Source organism: Pseudarthrobacter sp. lyk4-40-TYG-27 (genome assembly GCF_030209295.1).
Lineage (GTDB): Bacteria > Actinomycetota > Actinomycetes > Actinomycetales > Micrococcaceae > Arthrobacter.
The window spans coordinates 580,796-607,237 of sequence record NZ_JARVSH010000004.1; the positions used below are offsets into that span (position 1 = coordinate 580,796).

General features: G+C 67.0%; 24 protein-coding genes. 12 read left to right on the plus strand and 12 right to left on the minus strand.

Going from position 1 to position 26,442, the window contains the following annotated elements; genetic code table 11:
• Nucleotides 1-17 precede the first annotated feature (17 nt).
• Together QRM96_RS10455 and QRM96_RS10460 are read left to right on the plus strand one after the other, a co-directional pair.
• A complete protein-coding gene (locus QRM96_RS10455) occupies nt 18-710 on the plus strand; it encodes a GNAT family N-acetyltransferase (RefSeq protein ID WP_109045168.1) in 693 nt (230 codons plus the stop codon).
• Between the two features lie 73 nt (nt 711-783).
• Complete coding sequence (locus tag QRM96_RS10460; protein ID WP_018761833.1) at nt 784-3,159, plus strand: DEAD/DEAH box helicase; 2,376 nt, start codon at nt 784-786, stop codon at nt 3,157-3,159.
• Nucleotides 3,160-3,249: 90 nt separating this feature from the next.
• Here QRM96_RS10460 and QRM96_RS10465 read toward each other — a convergent pair whose 3' ends face one another.
• The 7 genes from QRM96_RS10465 to ssd form a co-directional block, all read right to left on the minus strand.
• Nucleotides 3,250-3,633 carry an Rv3654c family TadE-like protein gene (locus tag QRM96_RS10465; protein WP_109045376.1) on the minus strand — a complete coding sequence of 128 codons (384 nt, stop codon included), beginning with the start codon at nt 3,631-3,633 and terminating at the stop codon, nt 3,250-3,252.
• A 74-nt stretch (nt 3,634-3,707) separates the two neighbouring features.
• A complete protein-coding gene (locus QRM96_RS10470; protein ID WP_285319564.1) occupies nt 3,708-4,280 on the minus strand; it encodes a TadE family type IV pilus minor pilin in 573 nt (190 codons plus the stop codon).
• Nucleotides 4,277-4,657, minus strand: coding sequence for a DUF4244 domain-containing protein (locus QRM96_RS10475; RefSeq protein ID WP_109045166.1), 381 nt, complete (start codon nt 4,655-4,657; stop codon nt 4,277-4,279). Before QRM96_RS10475 ends, QRM96_RS10470 begins: the two co-directional genes overlap by 4 nt.
• A gap of 161 nt (nt 4,658-4,818) precedes the next feature.
• The gene (locus QRM96_RS10480) at nt 4,819-5,427 is read right to left on the minus strand and encodes a type II secretion system F family protein (RefSeq protein WP_109045165.1); all 609 of its coding nucleotides are present in this window, start codon (nt 5,425-5,427) and stop codon (nt 4,819-4,821) included.
• Nucleotides 5,424-6,221, minus strand: coding sequence for a type II secretion system F family protein (locus QRM96_RS10485; RefSeq protein WP_109045164.1), 798 nt, complete (start codon nt 6,219-6,221; stop codon nt 5,424-5,426). Before QRM96_RS10485 ends, QRM96_RS10480 begins: the two co-directional genes overlap by 4 nt.
• Nucleotides 6,218-7,522, minus strand: a complete 1,305-nt coding sequence (locus QRM96_RS10490) for a TadA family conjugal transfer-associated ATPase (RefSeq protein ID WP_285319566.1) — start codon at nt 7,520-7,522, stop codon at nt 6,218-6,220. Before QRM96_RS10490 ends, QRM96_RS10485 begins: the two co-directional genes overlap by 4 nt.
• A complete protein-coding gene (gene ssd, locus QRM96_RS10495; protein ID WP_502934884.1) occupies nt 7,519-8,718 on the minus strand; it encodes a septum site-determining protein Ssd in 1,200 nt (399 codons plus the stop codon). The genes QRM96_RS10490 and ssd overlap by 4 nt, the downstream gene beginning before the upstream one ends.
• 101 nt (nt 8,719-8,819) lie before the next feature.
• Here ssd and QRM96_RS10500 point away from each other — a divergent pair, with 101 nt between their 5' ends.
• Nucleotides 8,820-10,553: a bifunctional 3'-5' exonuclease/DNA polymerase gene (locus tag QRM96_RS10500; protein ID WP_285319568.1), complete on the plus strand. Its 1,734-nt coding sequence runs from the start codon at nt 8,820-8,822 to the stop codon at nt 10,551-10,553.
• A gap of 152 nt (nt 10,554-10,705) precedes the next feature.
• Nucleotides 10,706-10,894, plus strand: a complete 189-nt coding sequence (locus QRM96_RS10505) for a YegP family protein (protein WP_018761842.1) — start codon at nt 10,706-10,708, stop codon at nt 10,892-10,894.
• A 3-nt stretch (nt 10,895-10,897) separates the two neighbouring features.
• Here the strand turns inward: QRM96_RS10505 and QRM96_RS10510 are convergent, their stop codons facing one another.
• The 3 genes from QRM96_RS10510 to QRM96_RS10520 form a co-directional block, all read right to left on the minus strand.
• Nucleotides 10,898-11,575: an NUDIX hydrolase gene (locus QRM96_RS10510; protein ID WP_285319569.1), complete on the minus strand. Its 678-nt coding sequence runs from the start codon at nt 11,573-11,575 to the stop codon at nt 10,898-10,900.
• Nucleotides 11,572-12,366: an endonuclease III gene (gene nth, locus QRM96_RS10515; RefSeq protein ID WP_285319625.1), complete on the minus strand. Its 795-nt coding sequence runs from the start codon at nt 12,364-12,366 to the stop codon at nt 11,572-11,574. The genes QRM96_RS10510 and nth overlap by 4 nt, the downstream gene beginning before the upstream one ends.
• An 83-nt stretch (nt 12,367-12,449) precedes the next feature.
• Nucleotides 12,450-13,826, minus strand: coding sequence for a hypothetical protein (locus tag QRM96_RS10520; protein ID WP_285319570.1), 1,377 nt, complete (start codon nt 13,824-13,826; stop codon nt 12,450-12,452).
• A 394-nt stretch (nt 13,827-14,220) separates the two neighbouring features.
• On the opposite strand from QRM96_RS10520, the gene acs reads away from it, so the two are divergent.
• The 5 genes from acs to QRM96_RS10545 all read left to right on the plus strand — a co-directional run bounded on the left by acs (nt 14,221) and on the right by QRM96_RS10545 (nt 20,580).
• Nucleotides 14,221-16,242, plus strand: a complete 2,022-nt coding sequence (gene acs, locus QRM96_RS10525) for an acetate--CoA ligase (protein WP_018761845.1) — start codon at nt 14,221-14,223, stop codon at nt 16,240-16,242.
• A 205-nt stretch (nt 16,243-16,447) separates the two neighbouring features.
• A complete protein-coding gene (locus tag QRM96_RS10530; RefSeq protein ID WP_285319572.1) occupies nt 16,448-17,758 on the plus strand; it encodes an ABC transporter substrate-binding protein in 1,311 nt (436 codons plus the stop codon).
• 89 nt (nt 17,759-17,847) lie between these two features.
• Nucleotides 17,848-18,822 carry a carbohydrate ABC transporter permease gene (locus QRM96_RS10535; RefSeq protein ID WP_285319574.1) on the plus strand — a complete coding sequence of 325 codons (975 nt, stop codon included), beginning with the start codon at nt 17,848-17,850 and terminating at the stop codon, nt 18,820-18,822.
• A complete protein-coding gene (locus tag QRM96_RS10540) occupies nt 18,819-19,733 on the plus strand; it encodes a carbohydrate ABC transporter permease (protein WP_285319575.1) in 915 nt (304 codons plus the stop codon). The genes QRM96_RS10535 and QRM96_RS10540 overlap by 4 nt, the downstream gene beginning before the upstream one ends.
• A 55-nt stretch (nt 19,734-19,788) precedes the next feature.
• Complete coding sequence (locus tag QRM96_RS10545; RefSeq protein ID WP_018761849.1) at nt 19,789-20,580, plus strand: DeoR/GlpR family DNA-binding transcription regulator; 792 nt, start codon at nt 19,789-19,791, stop codon at nt 20,578-20,580.
• A gap of 3 nt (nt 20,581-20,583) precedes the next feature.
• Here the strand turns inward: QRM96_RS10545 and QRM96_RS10550 are convergent, their stop codons facing one another.
• Nucleotides 20,584-21,612 carry a LacI family DNA-binding transcriptional regulator gene (locus QRM96_RS10550; RefSeq protein WP_491339781.1) on the minus strand — a complete coding sequence of 343 codons (1,029 nt, stop codon included), beginning with the start codon at nt 21,610-21,612 and terminating at the stop codon, nt 20,584-20,586.
• A gap of 5 nt (nt 21,613-21,617) precedes the next feature.
• The gene (locus QRM96_RS10555; protein WP_285319626.1) at nt 21,618-22,820 is read right to left on the minus strand and encodes a Gfo/Idh/MocA family protein; all 1,203 of its coding nucleotides are present in this window, start codon (nt 22,818-22,820) and stop codon (nt 21,618-21,620) included.
• Nucleotides 22,821-23,002: 182 nt separating this feature from the next.
• Between QRM96_RS10555 and QRM96_RS10560 the strand changes: the two genes are divergently transcribed.
• The 3 genes from QRM96_RS10560 (at nt 23,003) to QRM96_RS10570 (ending at nt 26,292) form a co-directional block, all read left to right on the plus strand.
• Nucleotides 23,003-23,935, plus strand: coding sequence for a carbohydrate ABC transporter permease (locus tag QRM96_RS10560; RefSeq protein WP_109045372.1), 933 nt, complete (start codon nt 23,003-23,005; stop codon nt 23,933-23,935).
• Nucleotides 23,936-23,945: 10 nt separating this feature from the next.
• Nucleotides 23,946-24,869: a carbohydrate ABC transporter permease gene (locus tag QRM96_RS10565; RefSeq protein ID WP_285319586.1), complete on the plus strand. Its 924-nt coding sequence runs from the start codon at nt 23,946-23,948 to the stop codon at nt 24,867-24,869.
• Nucleotides 24,870-24,951: 82 nt separating this feature from the next.
• Complete coding sequence (locus tag QRM96_RS10570; RefSeq protein ID WP_133830627.1) at nt 24,952-26,292, plus strand: ABC transporter substrate-binding protein; 1,341 nt, start codon at nt 24,952-24,954, stop codon at nt 26,290-26,292.
• Nucleotides 26,293-26,442 lie beyond the last annotated feature (150 nt).

Below are 26,442 nucleotides of genomic sequence, written 5' to 3' on the forward strand. Positions count from 1 at the left end.
GGAATAGTCTTCATGCCATGAGTCAGGAAACCCTGGTTGAAGACATCACTGGCCTTTTTCAGGTGTGGGTTGCGGGCTGGGCCGGGTGTCGCGGCTACCGGACCTCGACGCAGGGCCGGTTCCCGGCCGTGCTCCGGGCTGATACCAGCGGTGACTGGGAAGTTTTTGCGTCCGAACCCAGCCCCGACGAATTCGCGGCCCTCGCCGCCACGACGGCCGAAGCGCCCGCCCGCGTGCTGACCATCCTTACGCACGATCCCGCCCGGTTCACCGGCCTGGCGGCCAAGCACGGGTTGAACGTCACCTCCGATTCGCAGACGATGATGATCGTGGACATGGAGACCCAGGACGCCGAGGATCCATGGCTTTCCGACGACGACCTGAGCCTGTCCACGTTCGAGCGGGATGGCGTGCACTACGCAGAGGTCCGCTCCGGGGACGAGATCGCGGCCAGCGGAAGGGTATTCGTCGTGGGCGATACCGCGGTGTTCGACAAGATCATCACCGAGCCCGCATTCCAGCGCAGGGGCCTGGGCAGCCTCATCATGCGGGCCTTGGCGGCACAGGCCTTCGGCCACGACGTGCGCACAGGACTCCTGCTCGCGTCCACTGACGGACAGAAGCTTTACTCACACCTGGGCTGGACCACGGTGGCCCGCGTCCTGATGCTCTCGGCGTCCCACGACGGAGCGGATCTTTCGCTCAGCTGAGGGTGCCACGGCCCGGTTGTGCGTTTGGCGAACCGCTGCCCTCCGGCTTGGTGCCGGGTGGAAGAATGGTGGGGTGACCCCCCATGACTCCCTGATTCCCCTCCTGGGCCGCGGCCCGGAACCGGAACAGCTCCGTCATGTCCGCACCATCCCTGCGCGGGAGGCGGTCCACGAGCCTTGGCCTGAATGGATGCACCCGGACCTCGTTGAGGCATACGGCTCGCTCGGCATCCGGGAGCCGTACCGCCACCAGGTGGAGGCAGCCAACGCCGCCCATGAGGGGAAACACGTGGTGGTGGCCACCGGAACCGCGTCGGGGAAATCTCTGGCGTACCAGTTGCCGGCGCTGGACGCGATCCACCGGTCGGAGTTGCGTGTGCTGGCCGACCCTGGGAAGATCCACGACGACGGCGCCGTGACGCTGTACCTCTCCCCCACCAAGGCACTGGCGGCGGACCAGTTGAACGCCATCCGGGCTTTGAAACTGCCTACGGTCCGGGCGGAGACCTACGACGGGGATACCGATCCAGCTGCCCGCCGCTGGATCCGGGACCACGCGAACTTCATCCTGGCCAACCCAGACATGCTGCACTTCGGCATCCTCCCCAACCACGCGTGGTGGGCGTCGTTCTTCCGCCGGTTGCGCTATGTCATCGTCGATGAGGCGCACAGTTACCGTGGCGTGTTCGGCTCCCATGTGGCTAACCTGATGCGGCGGCTGCGCCGGATCTGCGCCTACTACGGGGCAGGATCGTCGTACCCGGAGCCGGTGTTCATTGCGGCATCGGCCACGGCGTCGGAGCCTGACGTCTCCTTCGCGCGCCTCATTGGCGCCCCCGTCACTGCGGTGTCCCGCGACTGCTCGCCCCACGGTGCCACCACGGTGGCACTCTGGGAACCGGCGCTGACGGACGTCCGCGGCGAGAACGGTGCCAAGGAACGACGGACGGCCGTGGCGGAGACCTCTGACCTGCTGGCCAACCTGGTGTCCGCGCAGATCCGCACCATCGCGTTCATCAAGTCACGACGTGGCGCGGAAACCATCTCCGCCATTACCAAACGGCTCCTTGACGAGGTGGATCCGAGCCTGCCGCAACGGGTGGCCGCGTACCGCTCGGGCTACCTGCCGGAGGAACGCCGGGCGGTGGAGAAGGCGTTGCGTTCCGGCCAGTTGCTGGGTGTTTCCAGTACGTCGGCCCTGGAGCTGGGGATCGACATTTCCGGCCTTGATGCGGTCCTGGTGGCCGGGTGGCCCGGGACGCGGGCCTCGCTGTTCCAGCAGATCGGCAGGGCGGGCCGCGCCGGCCAGGATGCGATTGCGGCTTTCGTGGCAAGCGATGACCCCCTGGATACCTACCTGGTGAACCATCCCGAAGCCATCTTCGACGTTTCAGTGGAAGCAACAGTCTTTGACCCGTCCAATCCCTACGTCCTGGGGCCGCATCTGTGCGCCGCTGCCGCTGAACTGCCGCTGGGACCGGCGGAGCTCGATCTCTTCGGCGATACCGCAGAGATGCTCCTGGACCGGCTGGTGGCACAGGGCTACCTCCGGCGCCGGCCGGCCGGCTGGTTCTGGACCCATTCGCAGAGTGCCGCCGCCATGGTCAACCTCCGGGCGGACGGAGGGGGACCCGTCAGCATCGTGGACGCCGAGACCGGTTCGCTCCTGGGAACCATGGACTCGCCGCAGACCCACTACCAGGCGCACACCGGGGCGGTGTACGTCCACCAGGGCGACACCTATGTGGTGGAGGACCTCAACGAAGACGACCACTGCGTCATGGTGCGGCGCGCCAACCCGGACTATTACACGACCGCGCGGGACGTGACCCAGATCGAGGTGCTGGAGACCCAGCGAACCATGCAGTGGGGTGACGTGACGGTCCACTTCGGCGACGTAAAGGTCACCACCCAGGTTGTTTCCTTCCAGCGCAAGGCACTGATTTCCAATGAGGTGCTGGGCGAGGAACCGTTGGAGCTGGGCGCACGCGACCTTTTCACCAAAGCGGTGTGGTTCGTGGTGGAGAACCGTTCCCTGACGGCAGCGGGACTGATCGAGGCACAGTTCCCGGGTGCCTTGCACGCTGCCGAACACGCGGCAATTGGGCTTCTTCCCCTGGTGGCTTCCAGCGACCGGTGGGATATCGGCGGAGTCTCAACCGCACTGCACGCCGATACCGGGGTGCCCACCATCTTTGTGTATGACGGGCACCCCGGGGGCGCCGGGTTCGCCGAACGGGGGTTCGACAAGGCCATGGTGTGGCTGGCGGCCACACGGGACGCCATCAAGGCCTGCGAGTGTGACACCGGCTGCCCGTCCTGTGTCCAGTCGCCCAAGTGCGGCAATAAGAACAACCCGTTGGACAAGGCCGCGGCGGTAACCCTGCTGGATGTCCTGCTCAAGGACGCCTCGGAAGCCAGCCGGGAGGTGCTGGACGCCAGGAGCTGAGCGGAACGTGCCGGTCGGAAGGACGTGCTGGGCTGAAGGATGTGCGGCGCGGCTTGGACAGTCCCGTGCGCCGCCCCCCATGGCGTCTCCTCACGGAGGTGGCCCGGCCCGTGCATGTCCCGTGGCGGCGCCCAGGAGCGACCGTTCGTTAAGCTCGGTCCGCACGTCAATCGTCTGCCCGGCACCTTCCACGCAACTGATCACTGTGGCGGCATGGCGGCCCGATACCTCTGAGGCAACCATGCAGGGTTCCCCGGTGGTGATGCCGCGGAGGGCGTCGGCCGCTGCGAGGGCTGCCAAGTCCGCGGCTGCAGCCGCCCGGCTGGCCAGCACGGCCGACTGGGCGAGCAAGAGCATGACGGCCATGGCTGTCATGACCACCAGCGCGAGCCCTGCCGCCATGACCGTTCCGGAGCCGCGCTCCCGGCCATCGTGCGCACCCGTCCAGCTGGACGAACCGCCAAGGCGACCCAGCCTGTCGGCTGGGCACTCCCTCGAGGCTGGGCGGCACGCGCGGACCTTTGCTGGGAGGCACGTTTCCATCCCCGTCACCGGTTTCCCTTTCCATCGGTCAGGCCGCTGCCGTTGCGGGTCCCGTCTGCGCCACCGGTTCCCGGCGACTCACTCCGCGTCGACGCGCGTGCGGTGAGGGTCCACGGAATGGACGCTCCCAGGGGTCCGGACACATGGTCGGTGACGGTGATGCTGAACCATTCGCCGTCGGCCGCAATGGACGCGGCCGCCGAGTCGCCGGCAAGGGTCCTGACTGTATGTTGCACGGCGCCGGGGTCTTCGCCTCGGGCCAGGGCCCGCGCCCCGGCGCGGGCTCCTTCTTCGATCCGCAGTTGCGTCATACCTGCGGCGGCTCCGGCCAGCAGCATGGCAAGCAGCGCCAGTACCGCCGGCAGCGCCACGGCGAACTCTGCTGTGACCGCGCCCCTGGCCATCCCCCTGGGCGACACATCGGCAGTGCCCGGTACATTGTGTTTGTCCGGCGCATGGGGCGGGTCCTGCGAACTGGTGTTGCCCGCTGCCTGGGGTTTGTCCGGCGAACGGGTCCTGCCCGGTGCATGGGGCGTGTCGGGTGAATCGGCAGTGCCTGGCGCATGGGGGCCGGTCACGGCAACGCCAGCGCGGTCCGGATCAGGTTCAGCAGGAAGCCGCGGACTTCATCACTGCGAAGGATGAACACGAGCAGCCCGGCGAAGCCGACAGCGGCCAAGGTGGCGATGGCATATTCCGCCGTGGCCATACCTGCCTCAGAGCCCAGCAGTTCGGCCCTGCGCCGGTTCCCATGCCGGAATGGATCCGATCCCGGGTAAAGCTCAACGACATTGCCGTCTGCGGCCGCTGCGCCATGCCTGGCAGAAGCGATGGGCGCGGAAGCGTGCCCGGTACCGCCGGTGGCGAACCCTTGACCGCCGGGTGAGGTGCCGGCCGTGGCGGAGTCGGCGAGCGCAGAGGTTCCGGCGGAGCAGCGGTGGTGGTGGATGGACATGTGTTTTCCTTTCGCGGGTCTGCCGGGGTGTTTCCCGGCTGTCTCGACTCTTCCCGCCGGCGCTGCGGCCGGTAAGGGGTGGGGTGGGCTAAGTGGAAAAGCCGGGCCGCCGCCAGCTTGTGGAGGAAAGGACAGAGGCGCCGGGGTACCCGGGCGGAGGTCTAGGAACCGGATGGAACCAAGGCAAGCAGCACCGGGACGACGCCCAGGCAGATGAAGGCCGGCAGCGAGCAAAGGCCCAGCGGGACCACCAGCTTCACGCCGAGCGACGCGGCGCGTTTTTCTGCGGCACGGAATCTCTCCCGCCGAAGCCTTGCAGCCTGCGCATACAGGATCGCGGACGAGGGTGCGCCGGTCAGCGCGGCAAACCCCAGGGCATCCCGAAGCTCCAGGACCTCCGGGAGCCGTACCGCGGAGCTGCGCCACGCCGTCTCCCAGTCGGCGCCGATGGCCAACGCGGAGACCACAGGACGCAGCGAGTCCCGGTAGTGGGGGGCTGCGGAAGCGGCCACCAGTTCCAGCGAACGTCCGATTCCGGCGCCGGCATCCAGCATCGCCGCCACAAGTTCGAGCATCATGGCCGTGTCCTTGAGGCCGCGGGCGCAGCGGTTTTCGGTCCGCGCAGCCGCCTGGGGGTGGTTCTCCCGCGGGGTGTCCAGGTTAAGCTGCCGCAGGCGTTGGCGTGACCGGCTGCGGCCCGAGCACGACAACCAGGCAGCCATCGCGAGGAGCAGGAATAGGGCCGGCCCGTGGCCCCATTCCGGCATCATGGCCCTGACTCCGCGGCGGCCGAAACGAGCCGGGCGGACCACACCCGGCCGGCCAGGGTGAGGACTACGCCGCCTGCCAGCGCTGCCAGTCCCAGCGGAGTGCCCAGCAGCGTGGCCACCGGATCGACCCCCAAGGCTGCGCCCAGGCCAAGTCCCATCAACGGAAGCCAGGTCAGCAGGCGGACCGTGGCCTTAGGCCCGGCGAGGGCCGTCTGCCTGGCGGCGTCGGCGTCCTCCGCGGCCTCCAGCTGGGCCGCGAACCTGGTCAGCACGTCAGCGAGCGGGCATCCGCTGGCTTCAGCGATATCGAGGCAGGCCGCCAGCTCGGACCATGTTCCGGCTTCACGGTCCCGGCCCGGAAATGCCGTGGGAAGCACCCGACGGATGGCCTCGGACACGGGAGCTCCGGTAGCCGCGGCTGCACGCGCTGATGCGAGGACTGTGGTTGACCCCCTCGACAGTACGGGGCGGTCGGGGCATGCGGCGTCCTGGAGCCGCTGCTCTTGGCCGCCGGGGACGCCGTACACGGTCCACAGTTCATCCCACAGCCGGGCGGGCGTCCTTCCGCCCCTGAGCAGCGCCGCCAATTGCTGCACCACCAGGGTTAGGCCCATTCCGCGTTTACCGACAGAGTCGCGGCCGGCGCGCCGGGACCACGGCACCATCGTGCGCCTGGGGGTTCGTTGCGCACCCGGGGAATTCCGCGCCACGGAACGCAACCTCGCCGGCGCACGCAGCGGCGGTTTGAGGAGCAGCGCGGCGGTGCAAAGGAGCGCCGCCAGGAAGAGTGTCACAGGGCTTCCCCGGAATCCAGCCCCAACCGGGCTGCCAGCGCGGGCCACGCCGGGCCCGGCTTTCCGGTTTCCTCAACGGCCGGCACCACGCCAAGGCCCTCGGGACCGTCTGCGAGGAGTCCCACACAGAGGACTTCCCTGCCCCGGGGCGTCCGGCCGAGGTGGATGACCACGTCCAGCGCGCTGGCCGCCTGGAGCCGCACGGCCTCCGGTCCCAATCCGGCGAGGGCCCCGAGTGCTGTGAGCCTGGCCGGGACCGCCGTTGCGGTGTTGGCATGGATGGTTCCGCCGCCACCGCTGTGGCCGGTGTTCATCGCGGTGAGGAGCTCGCGCACTTCGGGCCCCCGGCACTCGCCCACCACCAGGCGGTCCGGGCGCATGCGCAGGGCCTGCCTGACGAGTTCCCCCAGGTCCACGGCTCCCCCGCCTTCAAGGTTTCCATGACGCGATTCAAGGGCCACCACGTGCGGGTGGACCGGGTTGAGCTCTGACGCATCCTCGATCAGGACGAGGCGTTCGTCCGGCGCACACAATCCCAACAAAGTGGACAGCAGCGTGGTCTTGCCGGAACCGGTGGCCCCGCTGACCAGGAAGCTTAACCTCCTGGCCACCACGGCCTCCAGCACTGCCTGCACCCGCGCGCCGAACATTCCGGCGGCCCGGAGCTCCGCCATGGTGAACACCTGCTCCCGGCGGATCCGGATGCTCAGGAGCGTCCCGGACGTGGAAACCGGCGGCAACACGGCGTGGACACGGTAGCCGCCGGCAAGCCTTACATCGACGCACGGCGAGCCGTCATCCAGGCGCCGGCCACCTGCAGCCACAAGCCTGCCGGCCAGTGCCCGCACCTGGGCTTCATCGGCGAACCGGACGGAAACCCGCTCGATGCCATGTCCCCGGTCCACCCAGACAGAACCCGGCTCGTTCACGAAAATGTCCGTGACGGCCGGATCCCGGGTGAGTTCCTGAAGCGGGCCCAGGCCGTTGAGTTCGGCGCTGATCCGCTCTACTGCTGCCAGCGAACCGGCGGTACCCAGCAGCTTGCCGGTGGCCTGGACCGCCGCGGCAACCCGTGAGGGCGTCACGGCCCCTGCCTCGGCCATCATTGACTCGCGGACGGACTCCAGCAGGCCGGCGTCCACTGCCCTTCCGGTCCCTGCTGCATCCCGCGACCGCCAGGAGCGGCCTGCCTGGTTGGTTTCCAGGATCCGGGCGCTCCGCCGGGCGCCGGCGTTTCCTTGCGCCGCCCCGCTGCCCGGATCCCGCCCAATGATTCCGGGAGTTCCCTGCGGGTGCCTCATGCCACGTCCCCCGCGTAGAGGTCATCGCCCAGCCAATCGAGGGCGGCGGCGGCGAAGCGCCGGATGTTGCGCCGCTTCCCCAAGTCCAGCAGGCGGCCCGCTTCCGTGGCACCTGGTACGGCGCGCAGTTCAGGGATCCTGCCATGCACCGGCAGCCCGACGGCGTCGGCGATCAGTGAACTGTCCAACGCGGCGCCCGAACGCCCGCGGACCAGCAGTGCCGCCTCGACCGGGGGAAGCTCCTGGAGCAGTCGCACGGTTGCCACCGCCGCCTTAAGTTGGGCCGGGACCACCACCATGATCCGGTCGCAGTCCCACGCCACCGTGGTCAGCGGCCCTGCACCCCGCCCCACATCGACCACCACCAGTTCGTAGCCACGGCGGGCGGCGTCGAGGACCCCGGCCATGGCAGCGGCGGGGACCGGCAGCGGTTGCTCCCGGGTGGCAGGCCACGAGAGGAAGGACAACCCTCCCGCCGCAGGCAGGGAATCCACCAGCTGCACGGGGTCGATGCTGCCCCTGGCCTCGGCGAGGTCCGGCCAGCGGAGGCCAGGATTGTCCTCCGCGGCGAGCGCAAGTTCAAGTCCCCCGCCCCAGGGATCGCCGTCAACCATCAGGACGCGCACACCGAGCCGGGCGGCTGCCTGCGCAATCCAGATGGCAGCCGTGGTGGCCCCTGCCCCGCCGCACCCGCCCGTGATGCCCAGGACCACTCCACCCGGACCCGGTGAGCGGGACCGGCTGAGGTGGTCTGCCAGCCAGGCCGCGGCGTCCGGCAGTACGGCAACGCGTTCCGCCCCCAGGGCGGCCGCGAGGTGCCAGAGGCTGTCCCCTTCACCGTCCAGGCCAACCATGACCGCCGGCGTGCGTCTGCGCGGCGGTAGTTCCCGCACATCGCTGCCCACAAGGACTGCTGCCGCGGTATCCCAGTGCCGCCCGGCTTCGACGGCATCGGGGGCAACACGCAAGTGCGCGCCCGCGGCCGCCACGATGCGCTCCACCTCGGAACGCAATACCCCGGAGGCGGTGACCAGCAATACTTCACCGGACCCATCCGGCAGCCAGGCCGCGCCTCGTACGTCCCTCCCATCGGCCGACCCAACAGTCGCGCCTGGTTCCCCGTCCGGCGGCCGCCGCGAAGGTGCCCCGGAATGTTCCGGGCCGGACCGGGGTGCGTTCAGCTGGTGCCTGCTCATGGAGCCACTCTGTCCACATCCCGACCCGTGGAGTAGGCAGGAAATCCTGTATGTGGACAACGTGCGTCGGGGCAGCTCCGCGGACAGGGCAGAATTGGAGCATGTACCTGCTGCTCGCCGCCCATTCCCGCGGCGCGGTACTCCAGCAACTGACGCAGGCGGGACATCCCGAACCGGCCAACCCGGAACCCCGGCCCGTGGCACTGACGGACCTTGCCGCCGTCGTCCGCGACCTGGAAGCCCGGCGCCCCGGCGGCCAGCCGCCGCGCTGGATTTGGCACCGGACGCAGGACTGGTATCCCGCACTGCTCAAATCCAGGGTGGAGGTGGAGCGTTGCTATGACGTCAGCCTCTGCGGCAACATCCTGGCCTTTTCGCAGTTCAGCGCGCACACGGAGTATGCCCGGAACACGGACCGGGTCCCCGTGGAGGATCCGATGCTGCCCCCGAAGGCACTGCTGCCGCCGCGTCCCCCGGCGGACCAGGGCGCATTGTTCGAAGACCCCAATGCCGCTGCCGCGCCCGGCGTGTCCCTGGACGAGCTACGAGCCGAATACGCGGCCCAGCAGGCCGCCATGGCTGCGGTGGACACGGCGGAAAACCGCCGGAACCGGCTCCAGCTGCTGCTGGCGGCGGAGTCAGCGGGCGCCATGGTGGCTGCGGAGATGCAGCATACTGGCGTCCCCTGGCGCGAAGACCTGCACGAACGCATCCTGTCAGGCCACCTGGGGCCCCGGCCCGCCGCCGGACAGCGTCCGCCCAGGCTCGAAGCGTTGGCGGCGGAACTGCGTGGCCTGCTCAACGCTCCCGGACTCAACCCGGATTCGCCGCAGGACTTGATGCGGGCCCTGCACCGCAACGGAATCGAGGTGAAGAGCACCCGGAAATGGGAGCTGAGGGAGTCCAGCCACCCGGTCATTGAGCCGCTGCTGGAGTACAAGAGCCTGTCCCGGCTGCACACGGCCAACGGTTGGTCCTGGTTGGATGCCTGGGTGGACGGCGGCCGGTTCCGGCCGGAATACGTCGTGGGTGGCGTGGTCTCGGGCCGCTGGGCTTCCCGCGGCGGCGGCGCCCTGCAGATTCCACGCCAGGTCCGCGGTGCCGTGCACGCCGATCCCGGCCACAAGCTCATCGTTGCGGACGCCTCGCAGCTCGAACCTCGGGTTCTGGCGGCCCTCGCACAGGACTCGTCCATGGCGGAAGCGGCCCGGGACCAGGACCTCTATGCCGGGATTGCCGCCAAGGGATTCGGCGGGGACCGGGCCAAGGCGAAGATGGCGCTGCTGGGCGCAATGTATGGTGCCACGTCCGGTGAAGCAGGCCGGCTGATGCCGCAGCTGGCGCGCATCTATCCCCGCGCCGTCGACTTTGTGGAGCGGGCTGCACGTGCGGGCGAAGCCGGTGGAACGGTCACTACCAGGCTGGGCCGGAGCAGCCCTCCCCCGTCCGAGCGCTGGTACCAAAGCCAGCGTTCGTCGACAGCGGAAGAGCAACGGCGGGCTGAGTCGATCGCCCGGTCGCGGGGCCGTTTCACGCGGAACTTCGTGGTCCAGGGCTCGGCGGCGGACTGGGCGGCGTGCTGGCTGGCGGAATTACGACGACGGTTGCGCACCTTGCGGGCTGACGGCGCGGTGGGGAGCGGGGCCGGCCGGCCCGAGCTGGTGTTCTTCCTCCACGACGAAGTGATGGTGCACGCGCCGGCAGGGCGGGTGGAGGCGTGCATCGCCGCCATCGAGGAAGCGGCCAGCGCCGCCAGGGAACTGTTGTTTGGCCCAATACCGGTGGAGTTTCCGGTGAGCCTTGCCGTGGTGGATTCCTACGACCGTGCCAAATAGGGCACCTGAGGTTCGTCTAAAACACGCCTTTGAGACGCAAAGTAACCTACCGGGCGGTAGCTCGACGGGTGCGGTGACGGCGGTTACAGTCAAAATGGCTGAAGCAGATCCGGTCACTGATGCAACGACGCATACCAGGGAGGTCCCCGTCCATGGCGGGAAGATTTGAAATACACCGTGTTGGGGACGAGTCCTACCGGCTGCGGCTTACAGACGCCGAAGGGAATATCGTCGCGGTTTCTCCGACTTTTCCATCCCTGACGATGCTGCGGGACGGCATCAAGGCAATGCGGGAGAATGCCGCCACGGGCATTGTCGTGGACTTGCGCCGGCAGGCCTGACGCCTAAACCGCCACCGGGTGCAGCCGGTTCCGGTCCCACGGGACGGACCAGCCGAGCTGGTCGAACAGCCCGCTGAGCACAATGCCGGTGAACCCCCATACCAGAACGCCGTTGACGGTGAAGGCCGGGCTGTCGAACGTGCGGCCTGCCCGGTGGACGGTGGCCATCACCCGGTTGTCGGGGTCCAGCAGGTCCCGGACCGGGACGCGGAACACTTGGGCTGATTCACCGTAGTCCACCACCCGGACCGGCGACGGAGCATGCCACCAGGCGAGGACCGGCGTCACCAGGAAGTTGCTGTGCGCCAGGCCCAACTCCTGGAGGGTGCCCAGGATCTCCACGCCGGCCGAGTCCAGCCCGGTTTCCTCCTCGGCTTCCCTCAGCGCAGCCGCCACGGGTGTCTCGTCCCGGTCGATGCTGCCGCCGGGGAACGCCACCTGCCCCGGGTGGGACCCCAGGGTATGGGCCCGTTCCAGGAGAAGGACATCCAGGTCGGCCGCGGCCAACGGCTTGCCGGACGCCGCGGGGACGTCGTCGAGCACGCCGAAAAGCATGAGGACGGCGGCCCTGCGGGCGCGCTCAACGTCCACGGTCAGCGCGGCCCAGCGCGGGTCAGGGGGCCCGGCGGTTCCCGATTCGGCCTGCCGGACCAGCCTGGCGAGGTCTTCGCGCGCGCTCACGGGGTCCTCACCTGGGATGCCATCCGGATCTCGGCGGCCCGGTGCTGCTCTGACAGGTACTGCTCCAGCAGGGCTTCGCTGCCGGGCGCCAGCTCATATTTCAGCAGCTTGGCTGCCTTCGCCGGGTCCGTCTCTCCCATGCCATAGGAGGGGCACCAGTTGGCCACGGGGCAGGCCCCGCAGGCCGGCTTGCGGGCGTGGCACACGCGCCGTCCGTGGAAGATGACCCGGTGGGACAGCATGGTCCAGTCCTTGCGCTCGAAGAGCCTTGCCACGTCCTGTTCGATCTGTACGGGATCCTCCGACTGCGTCCAGCCGAACCGCTTGGTGAGGCGGGCGAAGTGCGTGTCCACGGAGATGCCCGGGACGCCGAAGGCGTTGCCCAGCACGACGTTGGCCGTCTTTCGTCCGACGCCGGGCAATGTGACCAGGTCCTTCATCCGGTCCGGAACCTCGCCGTCGAAGTCGTCCACAAGGCGCGTGCACAGCGCGAGGACGTTCTTGGCTTTGGCCCGGAAGAATCCGGTGGGCTTAAGGATGGTTTCCAGCTCCACCGGATCCGCTTCCGCCAGGGAACGGGCGTCCGGCCAGCGCGCGAACAGCACTTTGGTGACCTGGTTGACGGTGACGTCCGTGGTCTGGGCGGACAGCACGGTTGCCACGAGCAGTTCGAAGGGGTTGCGGAAATCGAGCTCCGCGTGGGCGTAGGGGTATTTTTCCGCCAGCGCCTTGTGGATGCGCCGCGCCCGCCGTTTCAATGCCAGCAAGGATTCGGCCGGGACCACGGGCATGCCGGGAACCTGGTCTTTGTTCGCGGTTTGCCCGGCCGGGTCGTTCCCGCCGGGCATGGCCGCAGGCAGCCCGGCCATGGGCGTCAGCCGCGCTCGATGTTGCTGAGGTCGCGCAGGATGCCCAGCCGGCCGTCAGTGTGCTGGACCAGGAACTCGTGTCCCCGGTCTTCCAGTGCCAGCACCCACCCGCCGGGTTCGATGACGAAGGCAGGCGCCCCGGTCCGGGGATCAAAGGCGGTGCGGTGCTGCGCCACGGCAAACCAGAAGGCCTCGTGGGCAGGCTGTGCGTCCGCCTCGTCGTGGCGGGCAGTGGGGTCCACGGTTGCGCCGATGGGCTCTTCGGGCCGGACCTGCTGGTGCACCGCGGTGGCGGCCGGTGGCTCCCAGGCCGGCTGCGGGGCACCCGCCGCCGGAGCAGCGGCTGCGCGCGTTTCCTCCGCCGCGGGCGTCGCTGCGGGACGGACGACGTCGGCTGCCTGCGTTTCCTCCGCCGCGGGCGTCTCTGCGGGACGGACGACGTCGGCTGCCTGGGTGGGCGGCCCGGCATCCACCTCGGGGGTACGGTCCAAGACCTCCGGTGCGGTGGACACCGGAGTGGAGGATGCCGGCGCGGAAGGAGCAGGTGCCGAGCCGGAAGGAGCAGGGGCAGGCGCTGCAGCAGCCGGGGCGGGCACGGCGGCCGTGGCGGGCGGCTGCCCGCTGCCGGCAGGTTCGTGGCTGGCGCCTCCCGGCTGGATCGCGGATGACCCGGCGCCTCCGCTGCCAAAGACGCCGACACCCTTGAGTCCGAATCCGGTCTTGGACTGGGCGGAGCCGGACTCCGGCTTTGCTGGCTTGGGGGCGCGGGGCTTCCGCACCGGCACAGCGGCTTCGCGCGCCACGATATGGGCCGGCGCATCGGCCCGGCCTTTGAAATCACCGGCGAGATAGGGGATGAAGCGGCCGAGGACCGTGGCGGCGAACAGGACGAGGGAGCCGATCAGGCCCACCAGCAGGCTGGTGGCATAGGCGCCGGCAACCGACAGGAAGAAAAAGGCGACGGCGAAGGAGGCCACTACCGAGGCGAACTGGTCGATAGACAGCGACCCCACCCGGATTTTAGTGCCCGGCACCAGGCGGCGTGCAGCGAACAGCGCGCTGGCGATCAGCGGCAGGATGATGCCCAGCCCCAGGAAGAACAGGTTGTTGAGGTTCCACAGGTTGTAGCGGGCGCCGAACAGTGGCAGCAGGGATGCGACGAAAAGGATCAGGGTGCCGGCGAAAACTGCAAGGTCGCGCACCGTGAACGGACCGAGCACAGCCTGGTTGGCGTTCGGGTCAATCTTCCCCGCGGCCGCCTTCTGAGCTGCAGCGGTGCTGCCGGCAGGGTTTTGGTGGCCTGGTCCCCCGGCGGACCCGGAGCCGCCGGGTCCCGCTTGGGTGTGCGGGGCCGTTCGCTGGCCGAAGCTCTGCTGGTTCATTCTGCTCTCCTTAGCGTGGCGGCACCGGGCCCGTGCGGACCCGAAAACTGTGCCGTCTTGACATGCGGTCCGGCTCCGGCCCGGCACGGTCCATACCTGGCCGGAGCGGTCCGAAGTGAAGTCACAATTCCATCTCAGCCTAGTCAACAGCCAAGCTGATCACTAGCTGGCACGGGGCCGCCGGAGTGGCCTGCACACCATTCACCGCTTAACAAATGCCGTTCGCTGGCGCATCTGTGACGGCGGGCACATTGGGTCCGCGGCAAGCATTAGGCTTGGTTGCGGAACAGCTCTTTGCGGTATGTCCGTCCCGGCTGGAGCCCAGTGCCGCGCCAACGGCGGGCCCTGCGGTGATGGCATCCCGCGGCGACGATCGATGAATGATGAGGTTCATATGTCCCAGGACACCCCCAGCTCCACGGCCACGGTTCCGTCGGATTCCGCCCCGGCCGCAGCCCAGTCCGGCCAGCAGGGTGACGCTTTCGCGAACCTGCTGCACGAGACCCGGGCCTTCCCTCCCAGCGCCGAGTTTGCAGCCGGTGCCGTCGCCACGGCAGCCGAGTACGACGATGCCAACGCGGACCGGCCGGCGTTTTGGGCGAAGAAGGCCCGGGAGCTGCTGACCTGGTCCAAGGACTTCACGCAGGCCCTGGACTGGTCTGATCCGCCGTTCGCGAAATGGTTCGTTGGCGGCGAAATCAACGCCGCGTACAACGCGTTGGACCGGCACGTGGAGGCCGGCAACGGTGACCGGGTGGCCATCCATTTCGAGGGTGAACCCGGCGACACCCGCGCGTACACCTATGCGGAGCTGACCGAAGAGGTGAAGAAGGCGGCCAACGCTTTCGAGTCCTTGGGCGTTGCCAAGGGTGACCGGGTGGCGGTGTACCTGCCGATGATCCCGGAGGCCGTGATCACGCTGCTGGCATGTGCCCGGATCGGCGCGGTGCATTCGGTGGTGTTCGGCGGTTTCTCGGCCGAGGCGCTCCGTTCCCGGATCGACGACGCCGAGGCCAAGCTGGTGGTGACCGCTGACGGCACCTACCGGCGCGGCAAGCCCAGCCCGCTGAAGCCGGCCGTCGACGATGCCCTGGCCCACGACGGCCACACCGTGCAGAACGTGGTGGTGGTCAAGCGCAACGGCCAGGACGTGGACTGGCACGAGGGCCGGGACCACTGGTGGGCGGATACGGTGGGTGCCGCGTCCGCGGAACACACCGCGGTGGGCCACGATTCCGAGCATCCGCTGTTCATCCTGTACACCTCAGGGACCACCGGGAAGCCCAAGGGGATCCTGCACACCACCGGCGGGTACCTCACCCAGGGCGCATACACGCACAAGGCCGTGTTCGACCTGCACCCCGAAACGGACGTCTACTGGTGCACGGCCGACGTCGGCTGGATCACCGGCCACTCGTATGTTGCCTATGCCCCGCTCATCAACGGTGCCACCCAGGTCATCTACGAGGGCACGCCGGACTCCCCGCACCAGGGCCGATGGTGGGAGATCGTGGAAAAGTACAAGGTCTCTATCCTCTACACCGCCCCTACCGCCATCCGCACCTTCATGAAGTGGGGCGCCGAGATCCCGGGCAAGTACGATCTGTCCTCGATCCGCGTCCTGGGCTCGGTGGGCGAGTCGATCAACCCCGAGGCCTGGATGTGGTACCGCAAGGTGATCGGCGGGGACAAGGCGCCGATTGTGGACACTTGGTGGCAGACAGAGACCGGCGCCCAGATGATCGCTCCGCTGCCGGGTGTCACCGCCACCAAGCCCGGCTCGGCCCAGGTCCCGCTGCCCGGCATTGCCGTGGACGTGGTGGACGAGATGGGCCAGTCCGTTCCCGACGGCCACGGCGGCTTCCTGGTGATCCGCGAACCCTGGCCATCCATGCTGCGTGGCATCTGGGGGGACCCCGAGCGGTTCAAGGACACGTACTGGTCCCGGTTTGAAAACATGTACTTCGCCGGGGACGGGGCCAAGAAGGATGAGGACGGGGACATCTGGCTCCTGGGCCGGGTGGACGACGTCATGAACGTCTCCGGGCACCGGCTCTCCACCACGGAGATCGAGTCCGCCCTGGTGTCCCATCCCGCCGTGGCGGAGGCCGCCGTCGTGGGCGCCTCGGACGAGACCACCGGCCAGGCCGTCGTCGCGTTCGTCATCCTCCGCGGCGATGCCGTGAACAACGGCGATGCCACCGTCCAGGAACTGCGCAACCATGTGGGCAAGGAAATCGGCCCGATCGCCAAACCAAAGAACATCCTGGTGGTCCCCGAGCTGCCCAAGACCCGATCCGGGAAGATTATGCGGCGCCTCCTCAAGGACGTTGCGGAAGGCCGCGACCCGGGTGACGCCACCACGCTTTCCGACCCCACGATCATGCAGCAGATCGCGCAGTCGCTCAGAAAGTAACACTGGCTTAGCATCGAGCCGGGAACCATCGGACGGCCCCGTTTCCCCCGCCATCACGGGGAAGGCGGGGCCGTCCGTATTTGTGACGATTCAAAAAAATCAACGCGCAAGATGTTATTTACCGTTCTTCCATGTTCGCTTTTGCGAGGTTATAGTCAGCGTATGTGAGGTGCCTCACACGCGGCTATTTTTCAAGGGAGAGAACATGGCTTCACAGTTTGATGCGTCCGCCAGCGCATTTCCGAGCAGGCGGACCATCCTCAAGACGGTCGGCGTAGGAGCGGTTGGCCTGGCCGGCATCCCGTTCCTCGCCGCCTGCACCGGCGGGAGCGCACCGTCGGCAACGGGGTCGGAATCCTCCGGCCTTACTTTCGGCTCCGGGTCTTCGGACGACGTGCCCAAGCGCGCCTACCAGGCCGTGACGGATGCTTTCACCGCCAAGACCGGCAAGACGGTCACCACCAACGTGGTTCCCCACAACGATTTCCAGAACAAGATCAACTCCTACCTGCAGGGCTCCCCCGACGATGCATTCACCTGGTTCGCCGGTTACCGGATGCAGTACTACGCGGGCAAGGGACTGCTGGCACCTATCGACGATGTCTGGCAGACCGTCGGTGCCAACTATTCGGACGCCTTGAAAAAGGCGTCCACCGGCCCTGACGGGAAGATGTACTTCGTTCCGAATTACAACTACCCGTGGGGGTTCTTCTACCGGAAGAGCCTCTGGACCGAAAAGGGCTACCAGGTACCGGCAACGTTCGATGACCTCAAGGCGCTGGCCACGAAAATGAAGGCTGACGGGTTGATTCCCATCGGCTTTGCCGACAAGGACGGCTGGCCGGCCATGGGCACGTTCGACTACATCAACATGCGGCTCAACGGGTACCAGTTCCACGTGGACCTCTGCGCCCACAAGGAGTCCTGGGACCAGAAGAAAGTCAGTGACGTCTTTGACACCTGGAAGGCACTCCTGCCGTTCCAGGATCCGGGAGCCCTGGGCCAGACCTGGCAGGACGCCGCAAAGGCCCTGGGGGAGAAGAAAACCGGGATGTACCTGCTTGGTTCCTTCGTCACCCAGCAGTTCACCGACCCAACGGTCCTGGCCGACATCGATTTCTTCGCTTTCCCCGAGATCGCCATGGAAGGCAGGGACTCTGTCGAAGCCCCCATCGACGGACTGCTGTTGTCCAAGAAGGGCGGGGACAACAAGGCAGCCCGCGACTTCCTTGCGTTCCTCGGCACACCGGAGGCGCAGAATGCGTACGCCAAGGTGGACTCGTCAAACATCGCCACCGCCAAGGGCGCGGACACTTCATCGTTCACGCCCCTGAACAAGAAATGCGCCGACACCATTGCGGGTGCGAAGAACATCAGCCAGTTCTTTGACCGCGATGCGCTGCCGGCCATGGCCAACAACGTGATGATTCCGGCCCTGCAGACGTTCATCAAGGACGGCACCATGGACGTCAAGAACCTTGAGGCCCAGGCCAAGACGCTGTACGCAGCGCAGTAGTTCCGCCCACGGAACGGCGACGGCGGCGCTTGGCGTGCGCCGTCGTCGTTCCCCCTCCTGCATCCGGACCAAGCAAGGGGAAGAATCCCATGAGCAGCACCGCACAAGAATTGATTCCGCCGGAGTCCAGGGACCCGGCCGGAGCGCCCACGAAGCGGCGGCCCGGGCGCGGCCGGGTACGCCGCCTGTCCAGCCGGGACAAGCTGGTCCTGGCCCTGATGGTGGGGATTCCCACCCTGATTGAACTGATGCTGGTCTGGCTGCCCATGCTGATGTCCGTCGGGCTGAGCTTCACCCGCTGGAACGGCCTGGACCTGGCCGACCTCCGCCCGGCCGGCACCGACAACTACCAGTTCATCACACAGGACTACCCGCCGTTCTGGCCCGCGGTGCAGCACAACATGCTGTGGTTGCTGTTCCTGGCCCTCATCGCCACCCCGCTGGGCCTGCTGCTGGCCGTACTCCTGGACCAGAACATCCGCGGCAGCAAGATCTACCAGAGCATCTTCTTCGCCCCGGTCATGCTGTCCCTCGCCCTGATCGGCATCATCTGGCAACTGTTCTACCAGCGTGACAACGGCCTGCTGAACTTCATCCTGGGAACGGCGGGGACGCCGCAGGCTGTGGACTGGTTCGGCGATTCGTCCGTCAACATCTGGGCCGCCATGATCGCCGCAACCTGGCGCCATGCCGGCTACGTCATGCTGCTCTACCTGGCCGGCCTCAAGGGCGTGGACCCCAGCCTGAAGGAAGCGGCAGCCATCGACGGCGCCTCCGCCACGCAAACCTTCTTCCGCGTGGTCTTCCCGGCCATGCGGCCGATCAACATCGTCATCGTGGTCATCACCATCATCGAGTCCCTCCGCGCCTTCGACGTGGTGTACGTGATCAACCGCGGCACCAACGGCCTGGAAATGCTCAGCGCGCTGGTCATCCAGAATCTCGTGGGCGAAGGCCAGGTGATCGGCGTGGGCTCCGCGCTGGCCGTGGTCCTGCTGGTGATTTCCCTTGTCCCCATCGTTTTCTACCTCAGCCGCACCTTTGGCAAGGAGAACAGAGCATGAGCAATGTTGCAGCCCGGCCCCGGCCGGTTCCCGCAGATGCCGGAACCCGGTCAGGGAGCCGCCCCAAGCGGCACTACGGGACCCACATCTTCCTGATCATCATGGCCATCATGTGGCTGGTCCCGCTTGGCTGGTCCGTCTTCACCGCGCTAAGGCCGGTGGCCTCCACCAACCAGTATGGGTACTTCAGCCTGGCCGGCGCGTTTAACTTCGACAATTTCATCCAGGCCTGGACGCAGGGCGGGTTTTCCACCTACTTCTGGAATTCGGTGATCATCACGGTCCCGGCCGTACTGCTCACCCTGTTCCTCGCCTCGCTTATGGCCTTCGCCGTGAGCCGGGTCAGCTGGAAGTTCAACATCACCCTGCTGATCATGTTCACCGCAGGCAACCTCCTTCCCCCGCAGGTCCTCGCCGCGCCCCTGTTCGAGATGGCCAAGCACCTTACGGTGCCCTACTCGTTCAGCGATTCCGGGAACATGCTCAACACCTACATCATCGTGATCGCCGTGGACACGGCCTTCCAGATGGGGTTCTGCACGTTCGTGCTGTCCAACTACATGAAGGCGCTGTCCGCAGACCTGACCGAAGCGGCGCTGGTGGACGGGGCGGGCATCTGGCGGCAGTACAGGGAAATCATCCTGCCCCTGTGCCGGCCGGCGTTCGCCGCCCTGGGCACGCTGGAAGTCATCTTCATCTACAACGACTACTTCTGGCCCCTGCTCTTCATCCAAAGCGGCAACCGCCTCCCCATCACCACCGCCATCAACAACCTCCAGGGCCAGTTCCTGAACAACTACAACCTCCTGGCGGCTGGTGCGGTCATCACCGTCATCCCCACCCTGATCATCTACCTGCTCCTGCAGCGGCAGTTTGTGGCGGGGCTGACTCTTGGTTCCAGCAAGGGGTAGGCAAAGATGGAACGTGAACGGGACACCGCTCCCTTAGCCGCCCGAAAGGAACTCCATGCTTCCCGCAGCACGTCACCAGGCCATCGTGGACGCCGTCCAGCGGGAGCGGGTGGTCCGTGTGTCAGACCTCGCCCACCAGCTGGGTGTCTCGCTCATGACGGTCCGGCGGGACATCGAGCTGCTGGAGGAGGGCGGCCGGGTGGAGCGGATCCACGGCGGTGCCAAGCTCCCCGGCGGTGCAACCACCCATGAGCCCGGCTTTGAACTGAAGTCGACCCAGCTGCCGGCCGAGAAGCGCGCCATTGCGGCCGAGGCCGCGCGGATGGTGCATGAGGGCATGGCGGTGGGCCTCAGCGCCGGCACCACCACCTGGGCGCTGGCCCAGGAACTGGCCAAGGGGCCACGGATCACGGTGGTGACCAACTCCGTGCGCATTGCGGACCTGTTCCACCACGGGGCCGCTTCCGGGGCTGCCCGCTACGGTTCAACCGTGATCCTGATCGGGGGCGAGCGCACGCCGTCGGACGCCCTGGTGGGGCCGATTGCCACCGCGGCACTGAAACAGCTGCATCTGGACTTGCTGTTTTTGGGCGTGCACGGCATGGATCCGGAAGCAGGATTCACCACTCCCAACCTCCTGGAGGCGGAGACCGACCGGGCCTTCGTGGCGGCGTCCCGGAAGCTGGTGGTGGTGGCGGACCACACCAAGTGGGGTACGCAGGGCATGAGCACCATCGCCGCGCTGGAGGAAGCTGACGAGGTCATCAGTGATGCCGGCCTCAGCGCGGACGCCCGCCGGATCCTGCAGGAGAGCGTCAGCCGGCTGCGGATCGCTGCGCCGGCCTAGCTCCTACGGGCAGCCGCAGGACTGGCGGATGCGCAGCGTAGTGGGGAAGATCCGGTGCCGCGGTTTCCCGCCGCGGCCGGCTTCCAGCAGCGCCCCGACGGCGGCTTCGGCCATGGCCACCACCGGCTGCTCCACGGTGGTCAGCGGCGGCCAGGAGTATTCCGAGTCCGCCGATCCGTCAAAGGACGCGATGGCGATGTCGCCCGGAACCGAGAGGCCCGCCTCGTGGATGGCGCGGAGGAGTCCGATGCCCTGCATGTCGGACGTGGCAAAGATGGCGGTGGGCCGGTTCACCGATGCCAGCAGCCGCTGCCCGGCGGTATACCCACCCGGCCTGGTGAAGGCGCTGTAGGCGATGGGGCCTTCCGGCAGGCCTGCCTCCTGGAGCGCCTCGCGCCAGCCCAGTTCGCGGCCGTCGGTGGAGCCGGAGACGTTGGTGCCCATCGCCAGCCCGATATTGGTGTGCCCATGGCCGATAAGGTGTTCCACCGCGATCCTGGCTCCTGTTGCCAGATCCACGCCGACGCTGTTGAACCCGGGCGCATCGCGCTCCTGGTTCAACAGCACCGCCGGGATGTCCGCGGTCTCCAGGACTTCAAGGTCCGGTTCGAAGAGGACGCTGGCGAGCAGCACCCCGTCCACCTGCCGGGCGGCGAGGTTGCGGACGTTCCGCCGCTCCTTGGCCAGGTTCCCGTCCGAGTTGCTCAGGACCAGGGCATAGCCAAGGGCGGCGGCCGCGTCCTCCACCGCGTGGGAGAACAACGAGAAGAAGGGGTTGGCGATATCCGGGACAATGAGCCCCAGCGTCTCGCTGGACCCCAGCTTGAGCGCCCTGGCAGCGGCATTGGGCCGGTAGCCGAGGACGCGGATGGCGTCCTGGACTTTGGCTTCGGTGGCGGGGGCCACCTTCTTGGGACCTCCGTTGACCACGTAGCTGACGACGGCGGTGCTGACGCCCGCGAACCGGGCAACATCCTTGCGCGTCACCGGCCCGCGCGGGGACGGCACAGCCGAAGTAGTCATGGAGTACATGCTAGCTACCAGGTGGCGGGCGCGTCGCCGAAGTCACGGATGGGCAGCCGCGCGCCGTTTTGCCGTGCCGATTCGTGGGCCACGATCCCGGGAAGCGTGAACCGGGCGGCAACCCAGGCATTAACGGGCGGCAGCGAGCGGTTGTTCACCGCGGTGACGAAGTCGTCCACCAGGAAATGGTGGCTGCCCTCATGCCCGTTGGGTGCGCCGTGGAACTCCGCGGGCAGCCGTGTTGCGTCGTGCACCGGGGCGAGTCCCGACACGAAGGCGTCCCGGAGTTCGGGGGCGACGTTGGCCAGCGACGGATCGTCCAGCGGAATGCTGGGCCGGGTTTCCATCTCTTCGGAGATGTCGTGGACGTCTTGTTTGTCCTGCCAGACGGTGACCTTGGCGAGCTGTTCGAAGCTGGCCTCGGTGCCGAAGAACCGGAACCTGGATTCGCGGATGTGGGAGGGGTAGCCCACCCGGCGCATTTCGTTGGTGCGCATGGCGCCGCCGTCGTTCAGTTCGAAGAGCGCGGTGGCGTTGGAAAGGTCGTTGCCGAACATGCTGACGTCCTTGTCGAAGACGCCGTCGTTCCGCTGGTCCCTGACCCCGACGCAGCTGACGCTGACGGCATGTGCCGGAAGGGCCCCGAGTACGCCGCCGATCGCGTGCGTGGGGTAGAGCATGGGCGGGTAGCTGGCGGTTTCTTTCCACCGCTCGCCGCCGCTGTACTGGTAGGCGTCGTAGAACCCCAGGTCCATGTCGTGGACGTAGTCGCCCTCGGAGTAGAAGACCCTGCCGAATTTGCCGGCAGCGTGCTGCTCGCGGGCATAGACAGTGGCGGGGTTGTAGTAGCTGGTTTCACCCATCATGTAGACGTTTCTGGTTTCCCGGACGGCGTCGATGATGCGGGCGATTTCCGCTTCCGAGACTGCCATGGGAACGGCTGAGTAGACGTGCTTGCCGGCGCGGAGCGCCCGTTCCACCAGGGGGCCGTGGGTCCAGCGCTGGGTGAAGATGGCAACGGCGTCGACGTCGGAGGCCAGCACGGCGTCGAAGTCCGCTTCCTGCCCCGCCAGGTTGTACCGTTCGACGGCCTCGGCCGCACGTTCCGGGCGCTCATCGGCCACGTAGACGGCGTGGACACCGGGGTGCAGGTTGAACAGGTGCGCGAACTGGGAGCCGAACTGGCCCGCGCCCACGATGCCGATCGAGAACGTCATTGTCATGCCTTTCATCAGGGAGGTACCTGAGTCTTACATCACTTTCTACTCGAGTCAATATCCGTAAATCGGACAAAACTCCATGAAGTTAGGCGGAAATTAACCTCTTGCCACCCCTATATCTACTCGTGTAGATTATCTCGCAGCCTGTTACTTCCATCACAATCAGGAAAGGGTCGATGATGACCACCCTTACCAGGAACGCCAGCCCGGCAGAGCACGCAGTGCACCGGCCGCTGAAGCGCCGGGGACAAAGTGACCTGAAGATCGCGCTGTTCTTCATCGCTCCCGCCATGATCGGATTTCTCGTCTTTTACCTGGTGCCGACGCTTCGCGGCATCTACCTCAGCTTCACCGAATACAGCATCCTCGGGGACCCCACGTGGATCGGCACCGCCAACTACCAGGCAATCGCCAAAGATCCCCTGTTCTGGAACGCCCTGGCGGTCACCTCGCAGTACGTCCTGATCAACATCGTCCTGCAGACCGCACTGGCCCTGGGACTGGCCCTGCTGATGCACCGGGTGGCCAAGTCAACCTGGATCCGCGGCGCACTCCTGCTGCCGTACCTGATGGCCAACGTGATCGCCGCCCTCCTGTGGTTCTGGCTCCTGGACTACCAGATCGGCATCGTCAACTACCTCATCGAATCCATCGGCCTGCCCAAAGTGGCGTTTTTCGGCAGCGAGGAATGGGCCATCCCCACCCAGGCGCTCATCAACACATGGCGGCACATGGGCTACACAGCGCTGCTGCTCTTCGCCGGCCTGCAGTCCATCCCCCACCATGTCTACGAGGTGGCCAACCTGGATGGCGCCTCCCCGTGGCAGACGTTCCGCAAAATCACGGTGCCGCTGCTGCGTCCCGTCCTGGTCCTGGTCCTGATCGTCACCGTCATCGGCTCCTTCCAGGTCTTCGACACCGTGGCCGTGACCACCATGGGCGGCCCGGTCAACGCCAGCCGGGTGCTGCAGTTCTACATCTACCAAAAGGCCTTCACGGAATCGGACTTCGGATACGGCTCCGCCCTGGCAGTCATCCTCTTCGTCATCCTCGCCCTGGTGGCCTTCATCCAGATGAAGTTCCTCAAGGGCAACGAATCAGACCTGGACTAAGGACACTTCCATGACCACCGCAAAAGTTTCCGCCCCTGCCCGGCCCGCCGCCCGCCGTCGTCCGTTCAACTGGCGCCGCGCCGCCGCCTGGGCCCTCGTTGCCCTCGCAGTCGCCGTCTCAATCCTCCCGTTCTACTGGATCCTGCGGACGGCGCTGTCCACCAACGGATCCCTTGCCGGCAACGCCACCAACCTGCTCCCGGCCGACTTCAACCTGGGCGCCTTCAAACGGGTCTTCGGCCTGCAATCGCCCGAGGAAGCTGTCGCCGAAGGCGGATCCGGCGCCCAGATCGACTTCTGGAGCTACCTCCGCAACTCCGTGCTCTTCGCCTCCATCACTACTACCGGGGCCGTGTTCTTCAGCGCCATGGCCGCCTACGCGTTCGCCCGGCTGTGGTGGCGGGGACGGAACCTGGTGTTCAGCCTCTTCCTGGCCACCATGATGGTGCCGCCCATCTTCACTGCACTGCCCAACTTCCTGCTCATCAAGAACCTGGGCCTGCTCAACACCCTGGCGGGCCTGGTACTCCCCTACATCTTCATGACCCCGTTCGCCATCTTCTTCCTGCGGCAGTTCTTCCTGAACATGTCCCGCGAGGTGGAGGAAGCGGCCATGCTCGATGGCGCCAAGCACCTTCGGATCTTCTTCCAGATCATCCTGCCCAACGCCGCAGCCCCCATCGCCACGCTTGCCCTGCTCACCTTCATCGGCCAGTGGAACGAGTACTTCTGGCCGCTGCTGGTGGGCCAGGACGAATCCGTCCGCGTCCTCACGGTGGGCCTGGGCGTCTTCAAATCCCAGTCGCCGCAGGGCGCGCCCGACTGGTCCGGGCTGATGGCAGCCACCCTGGTCTCCGCCCTGCCGGTCCTGATCCTGTTCGCCGCGTTCGGCAAGAAAATCGTCAACTCCATCGGCTTCTCCGGCATCAAGTAACCGCCTTTCCGCGTAACCCACCCGTCCCATCCCGGCGCCGGGCCATGGCGGCCTGCCCGGAAGCACTGTGAAAGGAACACCCATGAAAAAGAAAGCACTCACCTCCCTCGCCGCAGCAGCGGCCGCTGTCCTGGCGCTGTCAGCCTGCGGAGGCGGCGGATCCGCCGAGGCCGGCAAGGGCGAAATCAACTACTGGCTGTGGGATGCCAACCAGCTCCCGGCGTACAAGCAGTGCGCCGACGACTTCCATAAGGCCAACCCGGACATCACCGTCAAGGTCACCCAGCGCGGCTGGGACGACTACTGGGGCACCCTCACCAACGGCTTCGTGGCGGGCACCGCCCCGGACGTCTTCACCGACCACCTGGGCAAGTACCCGGAATTCATCAAGAACAAGCAACTGCTCGCCCTTGATGACGCCGTCAAGAAGGACAACATCGATACCGGCATCTACAACTCCGGGCTCGCGGACCTCTGGGTTGGCCAGGACGGCAAGCGGTACGGCCTGCCCAAGGACTGGGACACCATCGCCCTGTTCTACAACACCAAGCTCGCGGCCGACGCCGGCGTCACCCCCGAACAGATGGCCAACCTGAGCTGGAACCCCCAGGACGGCGGCACGTACGAAAAGACGATCGCCCACCTGACCGTGGACAAGAACGGCAAGCGCGGCGACGAAGCCGGCTTCGACAAGAACAACGTGGCCGTCTACGGGCTCGGGCTCAACGGCTCCGGCTCGGGCCAGGGCCAGACCGAGTGGAGCTACCTGACCGGAACCACCGGCTGGACGCACACGGACAAGAACCCGTGGGGCAAGCACTTCAACTACGACGACCCCAAGTTCCAGGAAAGCATCGACTGGTTCGCCGGGCTGGTGGACAAGGGCTACATGCCGAAACTTGAAACCACGGTGGGTGCCAGCATGGCGGACACCTTTGCCGCCGGCAAGTCCGTCATCAATGCCAACGGTTCGTGGATGATCGGCCAGTACACCGGCTACAAGGACGTCAAGGTGGGCATCGCCCCGACGCCCAAGGGTGTCGACGGCAAGCGCGCCAGCATGTACAACGGCCTGGCGGACTCCATCTACGCCGGCACCAAGAAGCCGGAGGCCGCCATCAAGTGGGTGGAATACCTGGGCTCCGCAGCCTGCCAGGACGTGGTGGCTGCCAAGGCCGTTGTCTTCCCCGCCATCAAGACCTCCGCCGACAAGGCAGTGGAAGCGTTCAAGGCCAAGGGCGTTGACGTGACCCCGTTCAGCCAGCAGGTCAAGGACGGCACCACGTTCCTCTACCCGATCGCGGACAACGCCGCCAAGGTTGACGGCATCATGAAGCCGGCCATGGACGCCGTGGTATCCGGCAAGGCCAAGGCCAGCTCCCTCACCCAGGCCAACGACCAGGTCAACGCCCTGTTCAAGTAACCCCTCCAACGTGGCTGCGTATGTGGTCGCAGCCACCGGCCCGGGCGCCGCCGTCCTCCTCCTCGCGGCGGCGGCGGCGCCCGGCCACCCCTTTCCGGATTTCCCTCCTGTGCGTAACTTAAGACGCAACGCTGAACACTGAAAGAGACC